The organism is Cryobacterium psychrophilum (assembly GCF_004365915.1).
GTDB lineage: Bacteria > Actinomycetota > Actinomycetes > Actinomycetales > Microbacteriaceae > Cryobacterium > Cryobacterium psychrophilum.
On the sequence record NZ_SODI01000001.1, the window covers coordinates 2,105,295 to 2,125,950 of the forward strand.

17 protein-coding genes are annotated in these 20,656 nt (G+C 67.5%); 10 read left to right on the forward strand and 7 right to left on the reverse strand.

All coding sequences use genetic code 11. From position 1 onward, the window contains the following. Window positions 1-57: 57 nt before the first annotated feature. Window positions 58-1,278, reverse strand: a complete 1,221-nt coding sequence (locus tag EDD25_RS09865; RefSeq protein ID WP_134173119.1) for a cysteine desulfurase-like protein — start codon at window positions 1,276-1,278, stop codon at window positions 58-60. Window positions 1,279-1,312: 34 nt separating this feature from the next. Next, entirely contained in the window at window positions 1,313-2,209 is an 897-nt protein-coding gene (trhO, locus tag EDD25_RS09870; RefSeq protein WP_134173120.1) for an oxygen-dependent tRNA uridine(34) hydroxylase TrhO, read from the reverse strand. Window positions 2,210-2,284: 75 nt separating this feature from the next. Here trhO and EDD25_RS09875 point away from each other — a divergent pair, with 75 nt between their 5' ends. From EDD25_RS09875 to EDD25_RS09885, 3 genes are all read left to right on the forward strand, one after another. Then, window positions 2,285-2,821: a YbhB/YbcL family Raf kinase inhibitor-like protein gene (locus EDD25_RS09875; protein ID WP_134173121.1), complete on the forward strand. Its 537-nt coding sequence runs from the start codon at window positions 2,285-2,287 to the stop codon at window positions 2,819-2,821. 123 nt (window positions 2,822-2,944) lie between these two features. Continuing rightward, window positions 2,945-3,913: an alpha/beta hydrolase gene (locus EDD25_RS09880; RefSeq protein WP_241986451.1), complete on the forward strand. Its 969-nt coding sequence runs from the start codon at window positions 2,945-2,947 to the stop codon at window positions 3,911-3,913. 208 nt (window positions 3,914-4,121) lie between these two features. Next, window positions 4,122-4,685: a thioesterase family protein gene (locus EDD25_RS09885; RefSeq protein WP_134173122.1), complete on the forward strand. Its 564-nt coding sequence runs from the start codon at window positions 4,122-4,124 to the stop codon at window positions 4,683-4,685. Window positions 4,686-4,698: 13 nt separating this feature from the next. On the opposite strand, the gene EDD25_RS09890 is transcribed toward EDD25_RS09885, so the two are convergent. The 3 genes from EDD25_RS09890 to EDD25_RS09900 form a co-directional block, all read right to left on the reverse strand. Beyond that, complete coding sequence (locus EDD25_RS09890) at window positions 4,699-5,220, reverse strand: SRPBCC domain-containing protein (RefSeq protein ID WP_134173123.1); 522 nt, start codon at window positions 5,218-5,220, stop codon at window positions 4,699-4,701. Window positions 5,221-5,304: 84 nt separating this feature from the next. Beyond that, window positions 5,305-6,876, reverse strand: coding sequence for a phytoene desaturase family protein (locus tag EDD25_RS09895; protein ID WP_134173124.1), 1,572 nt, complete (start codon window positions 6,874-6,876; stop codon window positions 5,305-5,307). Window positions 6,877-6,920: 44 nt separating this feature from the next. Beyond that, on the reverse strand, window positions 6,921-7,835 hold the full coding sequence (locus EDD25_RS09900; RefSeq protein WP_134173125.1) for a LysR family transcriptional regulator: 915 nt from the start codon (window positions 7,833-7,835) through the stop codon (window positions 6,921-6,923). A gap of 156 nt (window positions 7,836-7,991) precedes the next feature. On the opposite strand from EDD25_RS09900, the gene EDD25_RS09905 reads away from it, so the two are divergent. From EDD25_RS09905 to EDD25_RS09920, 4 genes are all read left to right on the forward strand, one after another. Next, window positions 7,992-11,561: a proline dehydrogenase family protein gene (locus EDD25_RS09905; RefSeq protein ID WP_134173126.1), complete on the forward strand. Its 3,570-nt coding sequence runs from the start codon at window positions 7,992-7,994 to the stop codon at window positions 11,559-11,561. Window positions 11,562-11,744: 183 nt separating this feature from the next. After that, complete coding sequence (locus EDD25_RS09910) at window positions 11,745-12,767, forward strand: 3-oxoacyl-ACP synthase III (RefSeq protein WP_134173127.1); 1,023 nt, start codon at window positions 11,745-11,747, stop codon at window positions 12,765-12,767. After that, window positions 12,764-15,511 carry an alpha/beta fold hydrolase gene (locus EDD25_RS09915; protein ID WP_134173128.1) on the forward strand — a complete coding sequence of 916 codons (2,748 nt, stop codon included), beginning with the start codon at window positions 12,764-12,766 and terminating at the stop codon, window positions 15,509-15,511. The genes EDD25_RS09910 and EDD25_RS09915 overlap by 4 nt, the downstream gene beginning before the upstream one ends. Continuing rightward, complete coding sequence (locus EDD25_RS09920; RefSeq protein WP_134173129.1) at window positions 15,508-16,527, forward strand: NAD-dependent epimerase/dehydratase family protein; 1,020 nt, start codon at window positions 15,508-15,510, stop codon at window positions 16,525-16,527. Before EDD25_RS09915 ends, EDD25_RS09920 begins: the two co-directional genes overlap by 4 nt. On the opposite strand, the gene EDD25_RS09925 is transcribed toward EDD25_RS09920, so the two are convergent. Further along, on the reverse strand, window positions 16,522-16,905 hold the full coding sequence (locus tag EDD25_RS09925) for a GntR family transcriptional regulator (RefSeq protein ID WP_338419629.1): 384 nt from the start codon (window positions 16,903-16,905) through the stop codon (window positions 16,522-16,524). The genes EDD25_RS09920 and EDD25_RS09925 overlap by 6 nt on opposite strands. A gap of 123 nt (window positions 16,906-17,028) precedes the next feature. On the opposite strand from EDD25_RS09925, the gene EDD25_RS09930 reads away from it, so the two are divergent. Further along, window positions 17,029-17,802 (forward strand): ABC transporter permease, encoded by a 774-nt coding sequence (locus tag EDD25_RS09930; protein ID WP_134173131.1) that lies wholly within the window; start codon window positions 17,029-17,031, stop codon window positions 17,800-17,802. A 7-nt stretch (window positions 17,803-17,809) separates the two neighbouring features. Here EDD25_RS09930 and EDD25_RS09935 read toward each other — a convergent pair whose 3' ends face one another. Then, a complete protein-coding gene (locus EDD25_RS09935; RefSeq protein WP_134173132.1) occupies window positions 17,810-18,247 on the reverse strand; it encodes an Lrp/AsnC family transcriptional regulator in 438 nt (145 codons plus the stop codon). A gap of 230 nt (window positions 18,248-18,477) precedes the next feature. Between EDD25_RS09935 and ddaH the strand changes: the two genes are divergently transcribed. Both ddaH and rocD read left to right on the forward strand, forming a co-directional pair. After that, entirely contained in the window at window positions 18,478-19,323 is an 846-nt protein-coding gene (gene ddaH / locus EDD25_RS09940; protein WP_134173133.1) for a dimethylargininase, read from the forward strand. A gap of 78 nt (window positions 19,324-19,401) precedes the next feature. Then, window positions 19,402-20,637, forward strand: a complete 1,236-nt coding sequence (rocD, locus tag EDD25_RS09945) for an ornithine--oxo-acid transaminase (protein ID WP_134175346.1) — start codon at window positions 19,402-19,404, stop codon at window positions 20,635-20,637. The last annotated feature ends 19 nt before the right edge of the window (window positions 20,638-20,656 follow it).

The following is a 20,656-nucleotide window of genomic DNA, read 5'->3' on the forward strand; positions in this document are numbered from 1 at the left end:
GGCATCAGCCTATTACGCCTCTCGGTCTCCTGGTCTCTTTTGTGCGCCGATCAGGGGTTATGCCGGCAGAAGAAAGTCTTCGAGGCCCACGAGCAAACGCTCCACCTCGCCGGCGTTCGTGTACGGGGCGAGGCCGATGCGCAGACCGCCCTCGTCGCCCAGGCCGAGGTGACGGCTCGCTTCGAGCGCATAGAACGAACCAGCGGGCGCGAGAACCCTGCGCTCGGACAGAAACTGGGAGGCGTCGGCCGCAGAGTGCCCCGCGAAGGTGAGCAACAGCGTGGGTGTGCGGTCGGCGGCGAGAGAGCGGATGGTGACCCCCGGCAGGTCTGCGAGGCCGGATTCCAGCCGCGCGAGCAGGGTGGCCTCGTGCTGTTCGAGGGCCGCGAACGAATGCACGAGCTGCGCGCGGCGGGAGGCCGTGCCGGCCGCCGCGTCGCCGGGAACGAGGGCGGCGAGAAAGTCGATCGCTGCCGTGACCCCGGCCATCGTTTCGTATGGCAGCGTTCCGAACTCGAAACGCTCGGGTACGGCATCCGTCGACGCCAGAAGTTTGTCGGGGTGAATGGTGTCGAGGAGCGCGGGGTCGGCGGCGAGAACGCCGCAGTGGGGGCCGAGGAACTTGTAAGGGGAACACACGAAGAAATCCGCGCCGAGGGCGTGCACATCGACGCTCGTGTGCGCGGTGTAGTGCACGCCATCGACCCAGAGCAGCGCGCCCACCGCGTGCGCCAGGGCGGCGATCTCGGTGATCGGTGGACGGGTGCCGATGAGGTTGCTTGCGGCGGTCACGGCCACCAGCCGGGTGTTCGGGGTGATGGCCGCGGCGACCATCTCGGCGGACAGCTCACCGGTGGCCGGGTCAAAATCGACCCAGCGCACGGTGGCGCCGACGTGCTCGGCGGCCTGGATCCACGGGCGAATGTTGGCGTCGTGATCAAGTCGGGTCACCACGACCTCGTCGCCGGGACCCCAGTCCTTCGCCAGGTGGCGGGAGAAGTCGTAGGTCAGGGCTGTGGCGCTACGACCGTAGACGATGCCGAGCGGGTCGGCGCCGAGCAGGTCGGCGCAGGCCAGCCGGAAACCGGTGACGGCGTCATCGGCATTGCGTTCGGGCAGGCTGCGCGTGCCGCGGTTGGAGAGCGGCCGTGTGAGTGCGAGTGCGATCGCTGCCCCCACCTGGCGCGGAGTCTGCGTTCCGCCCGGCCCGTCGAAGTGGGCCAGGCCCTCGTTGAGGGAGGGGAAGTGGGAGCGAACAGCCAGTGCGTTGTAGGTCACCCCTGAATCCAATCACACGCGTGAGCGCCTCTGGTTACGCGTGCAGCGCGCAGGCAGGAGCGGCGACGGCAGCGCAGGCTTCGCAGACCACGAGTTGCTCGCGGCACGAAACGTCCCGGCAGTTGAGCATGTGGTGCGTCGGCTCGCCACACTCGCGGCAGTGTCCGAGAACAGCGGCGTGGTCGCTGAACTCGATCGACATGCGCTGGTCGAACACGTAGAGCGAGCCGTTCCACAGGCCGTCGTCGCCGAAGGCCTCGCCGTAGCGGGCGATTCCGCCCTCCAGCTGGTACACCTCGCCAAACCCGCGTGACTTCATCAGGCCGCTCAACACCTCACACCGGATGCCGCCCGTGCAGTAGGTCACGACCGGTTGGCCCTTGAGGTGGTCGTACTTGCCGCTGTCGAGCTCCGCCACGAACTCCCGGGTGTTTGCGACGTCCGGCACGACGGCATTGCGGAAGCGACCAATCTCGGCCTCGAACGCGTTGCGGCCGTCGAAGAAGACGACGTCGTCGCCGCGCTCCGCCACGAGCTCGTGCAGGGCGGCGGGGTCGAGCCTGGTTCCGCCGCCAACCACGCCGCCAGCATCCACTGTCAGCTCGCCGGGGGCGCCGAAGCTCACAATCTCATCGCGCGCCTTCACGACGAGCCGCGGAAAGTCGAGGCTGCGTCCGGACTCGTCGAGAGCGGTTCCCTCGCTCCATTTGAAGTCGATGAGCTTGAACGCGGGGTAGTCTCGCGTCTTGCGAATGTAGCGTTTGAGGGCGGGCAGGTCGCCGCCGAGGGTGCCGTTGAGGCCGTCTTTCGACACGATAATGCGGCCGCGCAGGCCGAGCGCCTCGCACAGGTCGCGCTGCCACAGGCGCACGGCGTCGGGGTCGGCGAGCGGAGTGAAGACGTAATAGAGAAGGATCTTCGGAATGGCCACCCTCTATTTTAGCTGCCGGTTACTGGCGGACGAGGAGGGCGACGTCGTAGGCTTCCCGCAACACTTGGAGGCCACATGACTTTTGACCCGCTCGCTCGATTCGGCGAGGTTGCGCAGTTCACGCTCACGAGCACCGATATGACGGATGGCGCGCCGCTGCAGGCCGCGCAATACGCAGCGGGCTCCGGCGGTGAGGACCGCTCGCCGGAACTCTCCTGGACCGGGTTCCCGTCGGGGACAAAAAGTTTCGCCGTGACGATGTACGACCCGGATGCCCCAACGGGCAGTGGTTTCTGGCATTGGGCGGTCTACAACCTGCCGGCATCTGTCATCTCACTCGCCGCCGGCGCGGGGGCCGAGGCGAGCCCGCTCCTGCCGCCCGAGGCGCGAACGCTGCCCAATGAGACCCGGCAGCGTTCGTTCCAGGGCGCCGGGCCGCCTCCGGGAACCGGCACGCATCGTTACCAGTTCATCGTGCACGCCCTCGATGTGGAATCGCTTCAACTCGATCCGGAGGCGACGCCCGCCGTGCTCGGATTCAACGCACACTTTCACACCCTGGGCCGGGCGGTGCTCGAGGCAACGGGCGTCGCGGGCGGCGCGGCCACCTAATAGGTGGCCGTTTGGCCGGGCCTCGGCCGAGCAGGGAACCGTTCGTCCCCCGACTTGGGGGTTAACAGGTTGTGTGGGGGCGCTTCCCAGCACCCCCACACGAACCCGAGTTATACTCACTCAGTGCGAAAGTCCCGTAATTCTCCCAAAGAAACCGGTCTCTCCCGGGTTCCGGTCTGGGTGTGGCGGGCTCTGATGCTGCGCCTTCCCGTGAACGATGCCACCCGGGTGAGGGCCAAATCCATCGCTACCGTGGAATACAACCTCGACATCGACTACGTCGGTGACGGGGTGCGCGACCACCGCCTCGATGTGCTCGTGCCGCGAGGCGCGCCGGAATCCCTGCCCGTGTACGTGTATTTTCACGGCGGGGGCTGGACCTCCGGTGACAAATCGTCGCTCACCAAATACTGCGCCAGCCAGGCCGAAGAGGGCATGATCGTCGTCAACGCGAACTACCGCATGGCCACGCGTTTTCAGCTCTCCCACATGATGAGCGACGGTAATGACGTGCTCGACTGGGTCGCGCGCAACATCAGCGAATTCGGCGGGGATCCCTCCCGTATCGTGCTCGGCGGTGACTCCGCGGGCGGCCACATCGCCGCGCTCCTCACCGCATCCGCCTTCGAGCCCGAACTCGCCGCCCACTACAACATCAGCCCCCGGGTCGACCGCAGCAACCTGCTCGGCCTGGTGCAGCACTGCAGCATCGCCGATTTCTCGGTCATGTTCGAGCGTGGCTTTGTGTTGAGCCTCAATTTTCTGCGGATACTGCTGCCCGCGCGGGGCCGCGGGCTTCACCTTCGCAGCGCCGCCCGGTTCATGTCGCCGATCGAGTGGCTCGACAGCGGGTTTCCGCCGGTGTTCATCACAACCTCCGAGCGGGACTATTTCTATCGCGCAAACCTCAATTTCATTGCGGCGCTGCGCAAGAGGTCGGTCCTTGTCGACACCCTGATCTACGCCAGGAACCGCGTGAACACGCGACACACGTGGCAACAGGAGTCCAGGCATCCGGAGTCGCAAGAGGTATATCGGCGGTTGGGCGACTTTGTGCGTCGCGTCGCCCCGCGCCCGGTCGTGCTCGCCTGACCCCTGGTGCCGAAGCCAACGCTCGCGGGGACAACCTGCGCGCTCGGCAGCACGCCCCACATCATGCAGCAGGCGGCAGCGAACGACGTCATCCGCCCCTTTCCGGGTATGTCGGCGCGCCGCCGCAGGCGGTTCCGCTGCCAGCCGAGTGGCCCGGTGCGCGGTTGCGTGCGCATCGACCGACGGTCTGTGCCGATAGCATCACAGCATGCATATGTTCTTCCGTACGCTCCTGCACTCCCTGCTATCGCGCTTCGGCCCGAGGATCGGCCACTACGACGTGGCCCGCACTCGTTTCGTGACATCGCCGACCGACCTCGACATCCTGCGGCACATGAACAACGGCGTCTACCTGTCGATCATGGACGTTGCCCGCTTCGACATGCTGCACCGCACGGGCGTGTGGAAGATTTTCGTGGAACGCGGTTGGTACCCCGTGGTCGTGTCGGAGACCATCAGCTTTCGCAAGTCACTCACCGTGGGAGAGCGTTTCACGGTTGAGTCGCGCATCCTCGGCTTTGATGCGAAGGCTGTTTATGTGGAGCAGCGATTCGTGCGCCCCGACGCCACGGGGGCGCCCGAGATCTACGCCCATGGGTTCATCCGTGGGCGTTTCCTGAAGCGAACCGGCGGGGTCGTCACGATTGACGAACTCCAGGACGCCGTGGGAATCGCCCCCTCAAACGTCACTGTGCCTGAGTGGCTGCTGGAGTGGAGCGACGACGTGGCCATGCCAGCCACGCGCGCTCCCGCCCCGAGCATCTGGCAGTAGGCGTCGGCAGAACCTAGCCCGCGCTCGCTCTGACGCTGCGCGTCGGAATGACGAGGTTCTTGTAGTACATGGCCAGCGCCGGGTAATAGGCGTCCCACTCGGGCAGCGGGCGCCCCGCGCGGTACGCAACGAGCCGGTCCAGGTAGTAGTCCCACCCCGGTCCCACGGTGGCGGCATCCGTCGCGTTACGCAGTCGCTGGCCGAACGTGACCGTGGTCATTCCGTTGCCTTCCACGAGGTGGAACAGGGCGCGCCAGGCGTCTTCGCCCTCACCAAAGTCGCCGAAGAAACGATGGGGCGCAGCGCACTCCAGTATCGTCACGTATTGCCAATTCGCCTCCGGCTCCGCCGACATGCGGAATTTGGCGGCACCCGTGGTGGGCGAACCCGTGTAGGTCCCAATCCATTTGGCCAACTCTGCCGGCCGGGTCATGCTTGCCCACACGTCTTCAATGGGGGCTTTGAACAGCCGATCGATCATGAGATACAGTCCGTCCTCGCGGTAGGCGAGGCGTCCGGTGGGCTTCCCTGTCATGGTTTCCTCCGTACTGAGTGAAACTCGTTTGCCTTCACAGGCTAAACCTCTTTTGTCGTCGTCGCCAGTATGACGACGCACCGGTTAGGACTCAAGCACAGCCATCGCCGCGTTATGCCCGCCGATGCCGCTCACCCCGCCGCCGCGCCTGGCTCCGGCGCCGCACAGCAGGATGCGCGGATGTGGCGTTTGCACACCCCACCGTTCGGCCGGCGTCGATCGCGGCGCGTCGTCTTCGATGAAGGGCCAGGCGAGTGGCCCATGAAAAATGTTTCCGCCGGGGAGGTTGAGGGCGATCTCAAGATCTCGGGTGGTCTTGGTTTCAATGCAGGGGTGGCCTGCGGCATCCACGACGAGGAGGTCTTCGACCGGCTCGGCGAGCACCGAGTTGAGCGACCGGAGCACGGCGGCCTGTAGGTGGTCGCGGAGCTCGGCGTTCGCACGTTCTCCCCGATCGCGGTGAGGAGTGTGCAGGCCGAAAACGGTGAGGGTGTGCACGCCGGCGTTGCGCAATTCGGGCGACAGGATGCTCGGATCCGTGAGCGAGTGACAGTAGACCTCGCACGGGATCAGGCCGCCCGACTCGCCGGGCGCAGGGTCCTGGAGCGCCGCGGTGAAGGCACGCTCCAGCTGCCCGTAGGTCTCGTTGATGTGGAACGTCCCCCCGAATGCGGCCTCGGGGGAGATGTCTGGCTCACGCAGCCGCGGCAGCCGCGACAGCAACAGGTTCACCTTCACCTGGGCGCCCACCGGCCTGACCAGGCTCTCCTGCGGTTCGAGGAGGAGCCCGCCCAGAACCCATGGCGCCACATTACTGAGCACGAACGCACCGGTCACCGTGTGGTCCTGCCCGCCCTGCCGGAAGCGCACCTCGCCGGCCGGGGTGATGCCGGTGACCTCCGCCTCGGTTTCGAGGCGCGCGCCGGCCTGGGCGGCCGCCTTCGCGAGTGCGCCCGAAACGGCGCCCATGCCGCCGATCGGTACATCCCAGTCGCCGGTTTCGTTGCCGATCACGTGGTACAAGAAGCAGCGATTGGCGTGCAGGCCGGGGTCGTCGAGCGAGGCGAACGTGCCGATCAGGCCGTCCGTCGCCACGATGCCGCGCACGAGGTCACTCTCGAAACGTGCGGTGATCACCTCGCCGAGGGGGCGCTCGATGAACGCGTTCCACAGCGTGTCATCGGCCACGAGTCGGCGGGCCTCCGAACGGGTGAGGAGAGGCTCGCAGACCGTGGGAAAGAGGGCCCGGGCGAGCACCGCCGTGTCTGTGTAGAACGCGGTCCAGGCCGGGAAGTCGGCCGGCGCCACCCGGTTGAACGAGGCGCGCGTGGCGGCGGTATCGCCGTGGTCGACGAGGAGTCCGGTTTCCGGCTTGTCGGGATGGGGTGTGTAGGAGGAATATCGGCGTCGGGCGAACCGCACGTCGAGACCGAGCTCGTCGATGATGCGCCGGGGCAGCAGGCTGACCAGGTAGGAGTAGCGCGAGAGCTGTGCGTCGACGCCGGGGAAGGCATCCGCCGACACTGCCGCGCCACCGACCTGGCGCTCACGCTCCAGAAGCAGCACGGACTTGCCGGCGAGGGCGAGGTAGGCGGCTGCGGTCAGTCCGTTGTGCCCGCCACCAACGATGACCACGTCGTACCCGGATTCACTCATGCCCAGAGCCTAATCGCGTCGGGCACGGTTCAGCTGGGCTCGGTTCAGCCAGGGGAGGGCGCCGCCACGAGGGCCACGGCGCGGGCGAGCGCGTCGCGCACCGCGAGCACGCCAGGGCGCCCGGCGCTCGACCGTCGCGCCGCAGAGAACACCGTTCGATGGGGCAATCCGGGCAGCTCAAGCAGGTGCACGGCGGGCGACTGGCCTGCCCACACCAGGTCGGGGAGGATCCCGACGGCATTGCCTGATTCGATCAGGTGGATGTGGGCGATGAGGTCCGCGCTCTCGAAGCGCACATCGGGCTCAAACCCGGCCGAGCGGCACAGCTGCGTGGCCCACTGCCGGCTCGCGGTTCCGGCGGGTTCCATCACCCAGGGGAGCATCGTGGCGTGTTCGAGGCTGCTCACGACCGCGCGGCCGTCCCGGGGGCGCGGCACGGCGAGTCGCAACGCATCCGTTGCCAGGTTGATGCGATCGAGGTCGGCGCGATGCGCGCGAGTGTGCCCGGGGTATTGTTCGGCGAGAACGAGGTCGAAGTCGCGCGCCGACACCGCGAACAGGCCGGCCTCGGGTTCGCGTTCGGTGATCTCCACCCTCAGCCCCGGAAACTCCTCACCCAGAATGGTGAGTGCCGGCGGGATGATGGCGTGCGCGGCGGACTGGAAAACCGCGACCCGCACGGTACCGGACACCGTGGTGCGCGAGGCCATGAGGTCGGCCTCGGCGGCCTCGAGTCGGTCGAGCAGGTGCTCGGTGTGTTCCGCCAGGATCTCGCCCTGCGGCGTGAGTTTCACCCGCCGGCCCACCCGCTGCAGCAGCTCGACGCCGGCCTCCTTCTCAAGCAGGGTCAGTTGCTGCGAGACGGCGGAGGGACTGTAGGAGAGGGCCTCGGCGACCCCGGCGAGGGTGCCGCGAATCCTTAATTCGTGCAACAAGCGTAGTCGCCGTACGTCGAGCATTCGCTCTCCTCAAGGGGGTCGGGGCCATTGATCATTAATTCTAATGAATACCCGTCAGAAAGAGTCGCTTTTCTGGTGCGAAACCCGAGGCAACGCTGGGGCACACTGGGAATATCCCGAGCCGCCTACTGTGAACGTGAGACTAAAATAGTGACCATGACGAACCCCTTCATTCCCCGCGTCGACAAGGACCTCAGCGCGGAGGTTATAGTTCTCGTGCAGAAATGGCTCGACGAGAGCGCGACAATCCCGGAAGACGCCGCCGCCGAGCGTCTCGCCGGGGTGCTGAAGGACCCGAACGGCCTCGACTTCACCGTGGGCTTCGTCGACAACGTCATGCGTCCCGAAGACAAGATGGTCGCCGGATACAGCCTGCAGCAGGTTGCCAAGAAGGCGCCGGCCTTCCTGCCCTGGTACATGCGCGGTGCCATCGGCGTCGGTGGAATCCTCGGCCCCGTGCTTCCCTGGGTCGTCATTCCCGCCGCACGCAAGGTGCTGCGCCAGATGGTGGGCCACCTCGTCGTTGACGCCACGCCCGACAAGCTCGGCCCCGCGATCGCGCACCTCAAGGAATCGGGCAACCGACTCAACATCAACCTGCTCGGCGAGGCCGTTCTCGGTGAGGACGAGGCGCTGCGCCGCTTCGAGTCCACCAAGGATTTGCTCGCCCGCGACGACGTGGACTACGTCTCGATCAAGGTGTCGTCCATCGCCAGCCAGCTGTCGATGTGGGCCTTCGACGAATCCGTCACGCGCATCGTCGAACGACTCACCCCGCTCTTCGAGTTCGCGGCCGCGGCCGGCACCCCCAAGTTCATCAACCTCGACATGGAGGAGTACCGCGACCTCGACCTGACCATCGCGGTCTTCGAACGCATCCTCGACCAGCCGCAGCTCCTGCACCTTGAGGCCGGAATCGTGCTCCAGGCCTACCTCCCGGACGCACTCAACGCGCTTCAGGGCCTCACCCACTGGGCGCAGTCCCGCCGCGCCGCCGGTGGCGCGCCCATCAAGGTGCGCCTCGTCAAGGGCGCCAACCTGGCCATGGAGCACGTGGACTCGGCCGTGCACGACTGGCCCCTCGCCACCTACTCCACCAAGCAGGACAGCGACACCAACTACAAGCGGGTGCTCAGCTGGGCACTCACCCCGCAGAACACCGACGCCGTGAAGATCGGCGTCGCCGGCCACAACCTGTTCGATGTGGCCTGGGCGCACCTGCTGAGCAAGCAGCGCGGCGTCGACGACAAGGTCGACTTCGAAATGCTGCTCGGCATGGCCACGGGCCAGGCCACGGCCGTGAGCAAGGACGTCGGTCAACTCCTCCTCTACACGCCCGTCGTGAAGCCGTCCGAGTTTGACGTGGCGATCAGCTATCTCATCCGCCGGCTCGAAGAGAACGCGAGCCAGGAGAACTTCATGTCGGCCGTGTTCGAACTCACGAGCTCGCCGGCCCTGCTCGAGCGTGAGAAGGCCCGTTTCCTCGCCTCGCTGAACGCCGTCGACGACATCGTTCCCACCCCCAACCGCACCCAGAATCGCGCAGAGGTGACCCAGCTCGAAGCGCTGCCGACCGTCGAAGCGGATGCTGACGCATCCGCTGACGACGAGGCCGATGGCAACCTCACGGCCGCGTTGCTCGGCCTCACCCGGGGTTCCACCGGCGAGTCCGCTTTTCACAACGAGCCAGACACCGACCCATCCCTGCCGGCGAACCGCGCCTGGGCCCGCCGCATCCTGGGTCGCGTGGAGACGTCGACCCTCGGGCTCGACACCATCGCCGGTGCGCGCGTCAACGACGTGCCCACCCTCAACAAGGTGATCGAGACGACCGTCGCCGCGAGCGTGGCGTGGGGCCAGAAGACCGGCGCCGAGCGTGCCGCTGTTCTGCACCGCGCCGGCCTCGCCCTCGCAGCCAACCGTGAACGTCTGATTGAGGTCATGGCGGCCGAGACCGGCAAAACCATCGCCGAGGGTGACCCGGAGGTGAGCGAGGCCATTGACTTCGCCCACTATTATGCCGAGCGGGCCAAGGACCTCGACCACGTACAGGGCGCCACCTTCGTGCCCTCGAAGCTCATCGTGGTGACCTCGCCGTGGAACTTCCCCGTGGCCATTGCGGCCGGCGGGATCCTCGCGGCCCTCGCCAGCGGCGCCGCCGTGATCGCCAAGCCGGCCACGCTCGCGCAGCGCTCCGGCGCGATCGTGGTCGAGGCGCTGTGGGAAGCGGGTGTGCCACGCGAGGTGCTGGCCCTCGTGGACCTCAAGGACCACTCGCTCGGCTCGACGCTCATTGCACACCCCTCCGTCGACCGAGTGATCCTCACGGGTGGCTACGAGACCGCGCAGCTGTTCCGCTCCATGCGCAACGATCTGCCGCTCCTCGGCGAGACGAGTGGCAAGAACGCCATCATCGTGACCCCCTCTGCCGACCTCGACCTGGCTGCTGCCGACGTGGTGAAGAGCGCATTCGGCCACGCCGGCCAGAAGTGCTCTGCCGCGAGCCTCGTGATCCTCGTGGGCTCCGTCGGCAAGTCGGAGCGCTTCGAACGCCAGCTCATCGATGCGGCGCGCTCCGTGCGCGTCGGTATGCCGAGCGACCCGGTCAACACGATGGGTCCGATCATCCAGCCCGCCGAAGACAAGCTGCTCCACGCCCTCACCACGCTGGGCGCCGAGGAAAGCTGGCTCGTTGAGCCGCACCAGCTTGACGAAGAGGGCCGACTCTGGACCCCCGGAGTTCGCACCGGTGTCGCGCCCGGCTCGTACTTTCACCTCACCGAGTTCTTCGGCCCGGTGCTGGGCGTCATGCACGCGAAGACGCTCGAAGAGGCGATTCGTTTTCAGAACGCCGTGGACTACGGCCTCACGAGCGGACTGCACTCGCTCGACCCCGACGACCTGGCCGAGTGGATCGACACGATCGAGGCGGGCAACCTGTACGTGAACCGTGGCATCACGGGCGCCATCGTGCAACGCCAGCCCTTCGGTGGCTGGAAGCGCTCTACCGTGGGCCCCGGCACGAAGGCCGGCGGACCGAACTACCTGTTTGGACTCGGCAGCTGGGTCAGCAACCCGGGGCGCAACAGTTCCACGCTCCACCTGCGTGGACTTGAGCCTCGCGTGACGGAAATCATCGAGGCCTCGCAGCCATTCCTTGACTACGCAGACTTCGACGTTCTGCGCCGCTCGAGCCTGAGCGACGCCCTCGCGTGGCGCGAAGAGTTCAACGTGGTGCGTGACGCTTCGAACCTCAAGCTGGAGCGCAACGTGTTCCGCTACCGTTCGCTGCCCGTGACCGTGCGGCTCACCGAAGACGGCACCCTGTCGAACCTGCTGCGCGTGATTGCGGCGGCGACCCTGTCCCGGTCGCGTTTCACCGTGTCGAGCGCCTTGTCGGTTCCGGCCGGAGTGCGCGCCGTACTCGAACAGCGCGAGGTCCCCGTCATTGTCGAAAGCGACGATGAGTGGCTCGCCCGTGCGGCGGCAGGCGGAATCACCACAACCCGCGTGCGTCTCGTGGGGTCTGACCCGATTCATGGGGCGGCTGAGGCGGCATCCGCATTGGCCCATGCCCTGGGCGGAAGCCCCGACGTTGCCGTGTACGCACACCCGGTCACCCAGGCCGGTCGCGTGGAGGTGCTGCCGTTCCTGCGCGAGCAGGCGATCTCCCTGACTGCGCACCGCTTCGGCAACCCGAGCGCGATCTCGGACGACGTGATCTAAGACCGGTCTGCTTGATCGCCGGGACCCATCGATACGGTGGGTCCCGGCGATTTTTGCTGTGGCGGCGCTCTTGTCGGGCGCTCAGGCGCGGCAGCGTAAAGTAGGCGCGGGAGCCCGTCTGGTTTTGGACGGGTTTTCCGGACGGATGCTCGCTTCGTTCATATCTCGACAGGGGAACAGCAGTTGGATGGAAATGCAACGTCGACGCACCACAACGTCGCCCTGTTGTCGGTTGTCAGCACTCTTGCCACCCGCATAACGACCTCAAAGGAAATCGACAGCCAGTTGCAGCCCGTGCTGCGGCGCCTGCGGCTGCCGAGCGGCCTGCTGCAGCGTGTGGCCGGAGTGCAGGAACGACGCAACTGGGCGGAGGGCGAAACCTTCGACGATGCCGCCGTTTCGGCCGGCAAGCGCGCGCTGCGCGAGGCGGGGATCGAGCCGGGTCAGGTGGGTCTGCTGATCAACACCTCGGTGACGCGCAAGCACCTCGAACCCTCGGTTGCCGTGCGCATCCACCACGGGCTCGGCTTGCCCTCCTCCGCCATCAACTTCGACATTGCCAATGCCTGCCTCGGATTCGTGAACGGCATGACGCTCGCGGCTCAACTCATTGACTCAGGGCAGATCAAGTACGCCGTGGTCATCGACGGCGAGGACGCCGACGAGATCCAGGTCAACACGATCGAACGCCTCGGCCGCGAGGGCATCAATCGCAAGGACTTCATGAGCGAGTTCGCGAGCCTCACGCTTGGTAGCGGTGCCGCGGCGGCCGTGCTCGGGCCGCTCGACGCCCACCCCGGTGGTCACCGCATCCTCGGCGGCGTCACGCGCGCCGCCACGCAGTTCAACGACCTCTGCGTCGGCAGCGTCGATGGCATGTTCACCGACGCGAAGGCGCTGCTCAAGGGAGGCATGGAACTGGTGGTGTCGGCCTGGACTGCCGCCCGCCGCGACTGGAACTGGGCGAACATGGACCGGTACATCGTGCATCAGGTCTCTGACGTGCACACGAACGCGCTCGTGAAGGCCACCGGCCTCGACCGCTCGAAGGTGCCGCTGACGTACCCGACCCTCGGTAACGTGGGCCCGGCATCGATCCCGATCACCCTGGCCCAGGAGGCCTCACGGCTCCAGCCCGGCAACCGGGTGCTGCTCATGGGCGTGGGCTCGGGTCTCAACACCGCCATGATGGAGATCCTCTGGTGAACCGCCGACTTCCCCGCTCCGGAGCCACCCCCGCGTTGGCCGAGCTGCCTCCGCTCGGGCTCTCCGGTCTCGATCCCGCGTTCTCGCGGCTGCTCACGGTACGCGAAAGCGATGGGATCGACACCGTGCGAACCTGGCACGTGCTCGACAACGGCCCCGAACTGGCCGCGCTGGGCGTCACCCCCGTGGGCACAATTCTGTGCGTGCACGGCAATCCCACGTGGTCGTACCTGTGGCGCCGTCTCGTGACGCAGGCAACGGATGCCGCCACTCGCGGTGCCGAGGCCTGGCGAGTGGTGGCCGTTGACCAACTCGACATGGGCTTCTCGGAACGCACGGGTGTGCCGCGGACTCTCGCGCGGCGCGTGCTGGATCTCGCTGACCTCACCGACTCCCTCGCGATCGAGGGACCGGTCGTCACGTTGGGGCACGACTGGGGTGGCTCCATCTCCCTCGGCTGGGCCCTCGATCACCCCGGGCAGCTTGCCGGAGTCATGCTCCTCAACACCGCCGTGCACCAGCCGGAGCAACACTCCGTTCCCGCTCCGCTGCGCCTGGCCCTCGGCAAGGGTATTCTCGGCGTGGCCACCGTGGTCACGCCCGCCTTCCTGGAGACAACGCTCGCTCTCGCGCATCCGTCTCTCGACGCCAGCGTCAAGACCGGCTACCGGGCGCCGTACCGCGGCAAAGCCCGTCGCGGCGGAATCGGCGCCTTCGTCGCCGACATTCCCGTTGACGCGCAGCACGAAAGTGCCCCGGAACTCGATCGCATTGCTGCGGGGTTGCTCGCGCTCGAGGTGCCCGCGCTACTGCTGTGGGGTCCCCGCGACCCCATCTTCAGCGATCGATACCTCGACGATCTGCTCGGGCGGATGCCGCACGCCGACGTGCACCGCTTCGAGGGCTGCGGTCACCTGCTCGCCGAAGACGCCGACTATGCCGGCGCCGCGCTCACCTGGCTCGGTGACCTTCCTGCGCACGGCGCGGGGGCCCCGAGCGGGCACGGCGCCGAGAACGCACCGGAAGCCACATCGTCCGTGGTCGAGCCCGCAGTGCCCGCCTCCCCGTGGGCCGCTACGACCGTGAACCCCCTCTGGCATTATCTCGACGAACTCCGCTCGAGCGACGAAACCGCCCTCGTCGATATGGCTCCCGGCGCCGGAGCGAGCCCGCGCGTCGTCACCTGGCGCCAGCTCTCCCGTCAGGTGCGCCGGATCGCGACCGGGCTCGACCGCATTGGCGTGCGCCGCGGCGACCGCGTCTCCCTGCTGGTCCCTCCCGGTGCTGACCTCACCGCCGTGCTCTATGCCTGCGTGCGCATAGGCGCGATTGTCGTTGTCGCGGATGCCGGACTCGGCCTGCGCGGACTGACACGCGCCGTGCGCGGCGCCCGTCCCGACTTCGTGATCGGGGCCGTCCAGGGACTCGCCGCCGCGCGCGCGCTCGGTTGGCCGGGAACGAAGATCGCCACCGCACGATTCCCTGCGGCCGTGGCCCGCGCGCTCGGAGTGCGGCACACCCTCGCCGAGCTGATCGAGCTCGGTGCCGACGAAGCCCTGCCCGACGAGCCGGGCCCCGACGACACCGCGGCTGTGCTCTTCACCTCCGGTTCCACCGGCCCGGCCAAGGGCGTTGTCTACTCCCACGGCCAGCTCTCGGCCGTGGCCAACGCACTCTTCATGCAGTACGGCGTTGGCGTGGGAACCGGACTCGTGGCCGGTTTCGCGCCCTTCGCCCTGCTCGGACCCGCGCTCGGCGCCCGATCGGTGACACCGGACATGGACGTGACCTCGCCCAAGACCCTCACCGCCGTCGCGGTGGCCGCGGCCGTTGGGGCCATCGACGCCACCGTCGTGTTCCTCTCCCCGGCCGCGCTCGCCAACGTCGTGGCGACCGCCGACGATCTGGTCCCTGCCGACCATGATGCCCTGCGCGGAGTGCGCACCTTCCTCTCCGCTGGCGCCCCCGTATCGGAGCCCCTGCTCGCCGCCGCCGCACGCCTCATGCCGGAGGCGAGCGCGCATACCCCGTACGGCATGACCGAGGGGCTGCTCATGGCTGATATTTCCCTCGAAGGAATACGTGCAGCCTCCGAGGTCGACGCGCTGGCTGCGGCGGGGCCGGGTGGCGTCTGCGTTGGCATCGAGGCCGGGGCCGTGAGCATCCGCATCTCCGCTCTCGACGCCCAGGGAAACGCCACCGGTGCGGCGGGCGCTGAGGCGAACGTGACGGGCGAGATCGTTGTGTCGGCGCCCCACGTGAAGGACCATTACGACCGTCTCTGGCTCGCCGACCGGGCCAGCCGTCGCGCGGTGCCCGCCGACGAACGTCGATGGCACCGCACCGGCGACGTGGGACATCTCGACGGCGCCGGGCGCCTGTGGGTGGAGGGCCGGCTGCCGCACGTTATTGTCACCATCGCCGGCGTGGTCACCCCAGTGGGTCCGGAACAACGCATTGAATCGGTGCCGACAGTGTCGCGTGCCGCCGTCGTGGGCGTCGGCGAGCCGGGGACGCAGCAGCTCGTTGCCGTCGTCGAGACCTCCCCGGGAGCGCGCCGCCCGGGCCTCGCCGCTGAGTCGCTGGCCACCGCGGTGCGAGCCTCCGTCATGGTGCCGATTGCGGCCATCCTCGTCGTGCCGCACCTGCCGACCGACATTCGTCACAACTCCAAGATCGATCGCACCCTGCTGTCGCACTGGGCCGCGGGCATCCTGGGCGGTGGGCGGATGACCCAGCCGTGAAGGTTCTCGTCACCGGAGCGAGCGGCTTTCTCGGCCGGGCCGTGGCCGCCGAGATTATTGCGGCGGGCCACTCCGTGCGCACCTTCCAGCGGCGCCCCTCCGGCGTCGCGGGGGCAGAGGAGTCCCTCGGTTCGATCACCGCGCAGCCGGACATCGTTCATGCCGTGACCGGCATGGACGCCGTGGTTCACCTTGCCGCCAAGGTGTCGCTTGCGGGGGAGCCCGCCGAATTTCAGGCGGTGAACGTTGACGGAACGCGGGCGCTGCTCACGGCGGCAGCGGATGCGGGAGCCTCGCGTTTTGTGTACGTGTCGTCGCCCTCCGTCGCGCACGCCGGCGCGTCGATCATGGGAAGCGGTGCAGAGACCGCAGACCCTGGGCGCGCCCGCGGCGCGTACGCGCGCACCAAGGCTCAGGCCGAACTCCTCGCTCTCGAGGCCGACTCGGCGTCGCTCGCCGTGGTGGCCGTGCGACCCCACCTTGTCTGGGGCCCCGGCGACACGCAACTCATTGAGCGGATCGTGGATCGCGCCCGCTCGGGCAGGCTTCCGTTGCTCGGACACGGCGCCGCACTCATCGACACGACGTACATCGACAATGCGGCGTCGGCGATTGCCGCGGCCCTGGAGCGGGCGCCAGAGGTGCACGGTCGCTCGTATGTGATCACCAACGGCGAGCCGCGCCCGGTGGCCGAACTCCTCGCGGGAATCTGCGCGGCGGCGGGCGTTAGCGCACCGGCCTGGCGCGTTCCCGCCCTGCTCGCGCGGGGGGCCGGGTCCGTCATTGAGGCGGTCTGGCGGGTGCGCCCCGGCACGGACGAGCCGCCGATGACGCGGTTTCTCGCGGAACAGCTCTCGACGGCACACTGGTTCGACCAGCGAGCCACCCGGGCAGACCTGCGGTGGACTCCGTCGGTCAGCCTCGAGGAGGGCCTCGCTCGCCTGGCGGTGTCGTACCGTCGCGACATGCCCTTCGTGATCCAGGCGGTCGACGGGCCCGTTCAGGCTGGACTATGAGCGTTCGCGGGTGAGGGACTCGAGGGATCGGGTGACGAGGATGAGCGCCTCATCGGGAGCTATCCCGAGATTGTCGACTCGGGCCGCGTAAGCGGCCGCGGCCTCCTGGGCATGGCGGTGCGCGGCATCGCCGTTCGCCGCAACGAAGGACCCCATGCGACCGCGAGTCTCGATCAGATCGTCTCGCTCCAGCTCCCGGTAGGCGCGGGCGACGGTGTTCGTGGCGACTCCGAGGTTTGTGGCCAGGGCACGAACCGTGGGCAGTCGCGCCCCGGGGGTCATGCGGCCTGCTCGTATGGCCTGCCTGAGCTGTGCGCGAATTTGCTCGAAGGGGGGCATCGTCGCTGCGGGATCGATGGTGACGAAGGATTCTGGCACGGCTGCTCCTTGTGCTGAGTGCGGCACGGGTGTTCCTGTGTTGGACATTGTGGCAAGATGTGCGCATTGTGGCAACCCACGGATGTGACCGATGAGGCCGAGCCTTCTCGGTAGAGTCAGCCTATGATCCTTGCGAGCGGCCTCTCCGAGCAGCTCGTCGGGCTATTACCGACCCTTCTCAGCGTGGTCATACTGATGGCCATCGTGTGGCTGGTGCTGCGCGGATATCGCACACGGCATCCGTTTGCCCCGCCGCGGGCCCTGCTGCGCGGTGCGTTGCAGCTGGCGGCGATCAGTCTCGTCCTCAGCGGAATCATCAACAACCCGGTGTGGGTGGGTGTTGGACTCTTCGTGATGTTCGCGGCGGCCGTCGCCACGGTGACGCAGCGGATCGGAATGAGCGCGCAGCACCTGCTCTCGGTCGCCGCAGCGATGGGGCTCGGAGTGGGAGTGACGCTCGGCGTTGTGTTCGCCGCGGGGGCAATCGACTTCTCGCCACGCTATGTGCTCGCGATCGGCGGCATTGTCATTGGTAATGCCATGTCGATCGCGACGCTCACGGGCCGTCGGTTCCGGGAGTCTGTGGGCGACCACTGGGACGAGGTGGAGGGCTGGCTCGCGCTCGGGGCGACGCCGCGGCAGGCCGCGCGGGACCTCGCCGGCCGAGCGGTGTACTTCGCCATGATCCCGTCGACCGACCAGACCAAGACGACGGGACTTGTCACGCTGCCCGGCGCGTTCGTGGGCGCCATCTTCGGCGGGGCGTCACCGCTTGAGGCCGGACGGTTTCAGATCGTGGTGCTCGCCGGCATCCTCTGCGCCGGATCGATCGCGGGTGTCATCCTCATGCGCCTCATCTCGCCGGTGCGGCAGAAACCCGTCGCAGCCCGGCAGTAGGCCGCGGTTAGTCCGCGGCGCGGTGGATGAGGCGGGACAGCACAATGGCGCTGCGAGTGTGGTCCACATTCGGGGCGAGCCGCACCTTTTCCAGGGCGATCTCGAGCGCCGGAATATCGCGCGCGCGAATGTGTACCATTGCGTCGGCGCTTCCCGTGATCGTACCCGCGTCAACAACTTCCGGCACGCCGGAGAGAATGCGCAGCAGATCTTCGGGCGCCACGGTGCCGCGACAGAACAGCTCCACATAGGCCTCGGTGCCCATGCCGTCGACGGCCGGGTCCACCTGGATCGTGAAGCCCCGAATCACCCGGTCCGCGACGAGACGATCAACCCGACGCTTCACAGCGGATGCTGACAGACCGACAACCGAGCCGATATCGCCATATCCCGCCCGCGCGTTCTGACGGAGCAGGTCAAGAATGCTGCGATCGAGATTGTCCATTACGCCAGTGTAGATGCAATCAAGGAATTATTGCGTGAGAGCGGGGATTCGCGCTGATTTCGTGCGCGTTTTAGCGCGCACGGTCGATTCAAGCTGTGTGACACTGGTAATGGCGTCCCGCGCGTGATCCGTTTTGATTGCGCCGGGCTCTCGTGAGCGACCTGGTCCGCCATTCATGACACGCTCCGCGGGCTTGCCGCGCGGTTCGTATAGAGGAGTCAGATCACGCCATGACCATCAACACCGACACCACCACCGTTTCAGAGATCCCCGTTCGCACACCGGTCAAGCGCACCGTGCTCATGTGCAAGCCGGAATTCTTCACCGTGGTCTACCGCATCAACCCGTGGATGGACCCCGCGCTGCCCACCAACACCGCGCTCGCCGTTGCGCAGTGGCAGACGCTCTACGACACCTACGTGAGCCTCGGCTTCGACGTGCACCTCATCGACCCGATCGACGGACTGCCTGACATGGTCTACGCGGCCAACGGCGGCTTTGTGATTGACAACCACGCCTACGGCGCCAAGTTCACCCACGTGCAACGCCAGCCGGAAGGCCCCGCATACATGGACTGGTTCGGCGCCAACGGCTTCGACGTTCGCGTCCCCATCGAGACGAACGAGGGCGAGGGCGACTTCCTGCTCGTGGGCGATGTGATTCTGGCCGGAACCGGATTTCGCAGCGACTCGAACAGCCACGCAGAAGTCGCGTCCATTGCCGCACGCCCGGTCATCACGCTCAACCTCGTGAACCCGAACTTTTACCACCTCGACACCGCCATTGCCGTGCTCGACGACACGAACATCGCCTACCTTCCGAGCGCGTTCGACGAGCCCAGTCTCGCCATTCTGCGCGAGCGCTACCCGGATGCCGTCATCGTGACGGAGGAGGACGCCGCCATTCTCGGCCTCAACTCCTACTCCGACGGCTACAACGTGGTCATCGCCGCCCGGGCGAAGGACTTCGAGCGCCAGCTGCGCGCCCGCGGCTACAACCCGATCGGTGTCGACCTCTCCGAGCTGCTGCTCGGTGGCGGCGGCGTCAAGTGCTGCACGCTCGAGCTGCGCCGCTAACCCAACCGAACGACGACGAGTGAGGACCCCATGACGACTCTGACGCCCCCGAACGCAGTCACGCCGGCCAACGCCGGGATGGTTCCGATCGACGCCGCCGACGATGCATCCCTCGCTCCGATTGCCCTCGAGGCGGAGCACGCTGCGCACAACTATCACCCGCTCGAGGTCGTCGTCTCCTCGGGCGATGGTGCGTGGGTGACCGACGTCAACGGTCGCCGCTACCTGGACTGCCTCGCGGCCTACTCCGCCGTGAACTTCGGTCACTCAAACCCGGTGCTGCTCGATGCCGCCCGAGCACAGCTCGGTCGCATCACCCTCACGAGCCGTGCGTTCTACAACGACCAGCTCGGTCCCTTTGTCACCGCGCTGGCCGAGCTGTGTGGCAAAGACATGGTGCTGCCCATGAACACGGGCGTCGAGGCGGTCGAGTCCGCCATCAAGGTGGCCAGGGCGTGGGGCTACCGGGTCAAGGGCGTCGCTGCCGACCAGGCCAACATCATTGTGGCGACCGGCAACTTCCATGGTCGCACCACGACGATCGTGAGCTTCTCCGACGATGAGTCGGCGCGCAGCGGCTTCGGCCCGTTCACCCCGGGGTTCCGAATCGTGCCCTTCGGCGATGCCGCCGCCCTCGAAGCGGCCATCGACGAGAACACGGTTGCCGTGCTGATTGAGCCGATCCAGGGGGAGGCCGGCATTGTCGTGCCGCCGGCGGAGTACCTGCCGAGCGTGCGCGAGATCACGACGCGGCACAACGTGCTGTTCATCGCGGACGAGATCCAGTCCGGCCTCGGCCGCACCGGAGCGACATTCGCCTGCGACCTCGTGGGCGTCGTGCCCGACCTCTACCTGCTCGGCAAAGCACTCGGCGGCGGAATTGTTCCCGTCTCCGCCGTCGTCGGCAACGTCGACGTGCTCGGGGTGCTCCAGCCCGGCGAGCACGGCTCCACATTCGGCGGAAACCCCCTCGCGGCCGCCGTGGGGCTCGCGGTCGTGAAGATGCTGGCCACCGGCGAATACCAGGAGCGCGCCCGCTCCCTCGGCCAGCGGCTGCACGCCGGGCTCACCGCCCTCGTGGGACAGGGCGTTGTCGAGGTGCGCGGTGCTGGACTCTGGGCCGGAATCGATATTGACCCCGACCTCGCTCCGGGCCGCGAGGTCTGCGAGGCGCTCCTCGCGCGCGGTGTGCTGGCCAAGGACACGCACGGGTCCACCATTCGACTCGCCCCGCCGCTCGTGGTCTCCGCCGACGACGTGGACTGGGCCGTCGAGCAGGTCGCCGCCGTCCTCGCGGAGCTTCGCGCCAGGTAGCGCCGCACGTGCGGCCGAG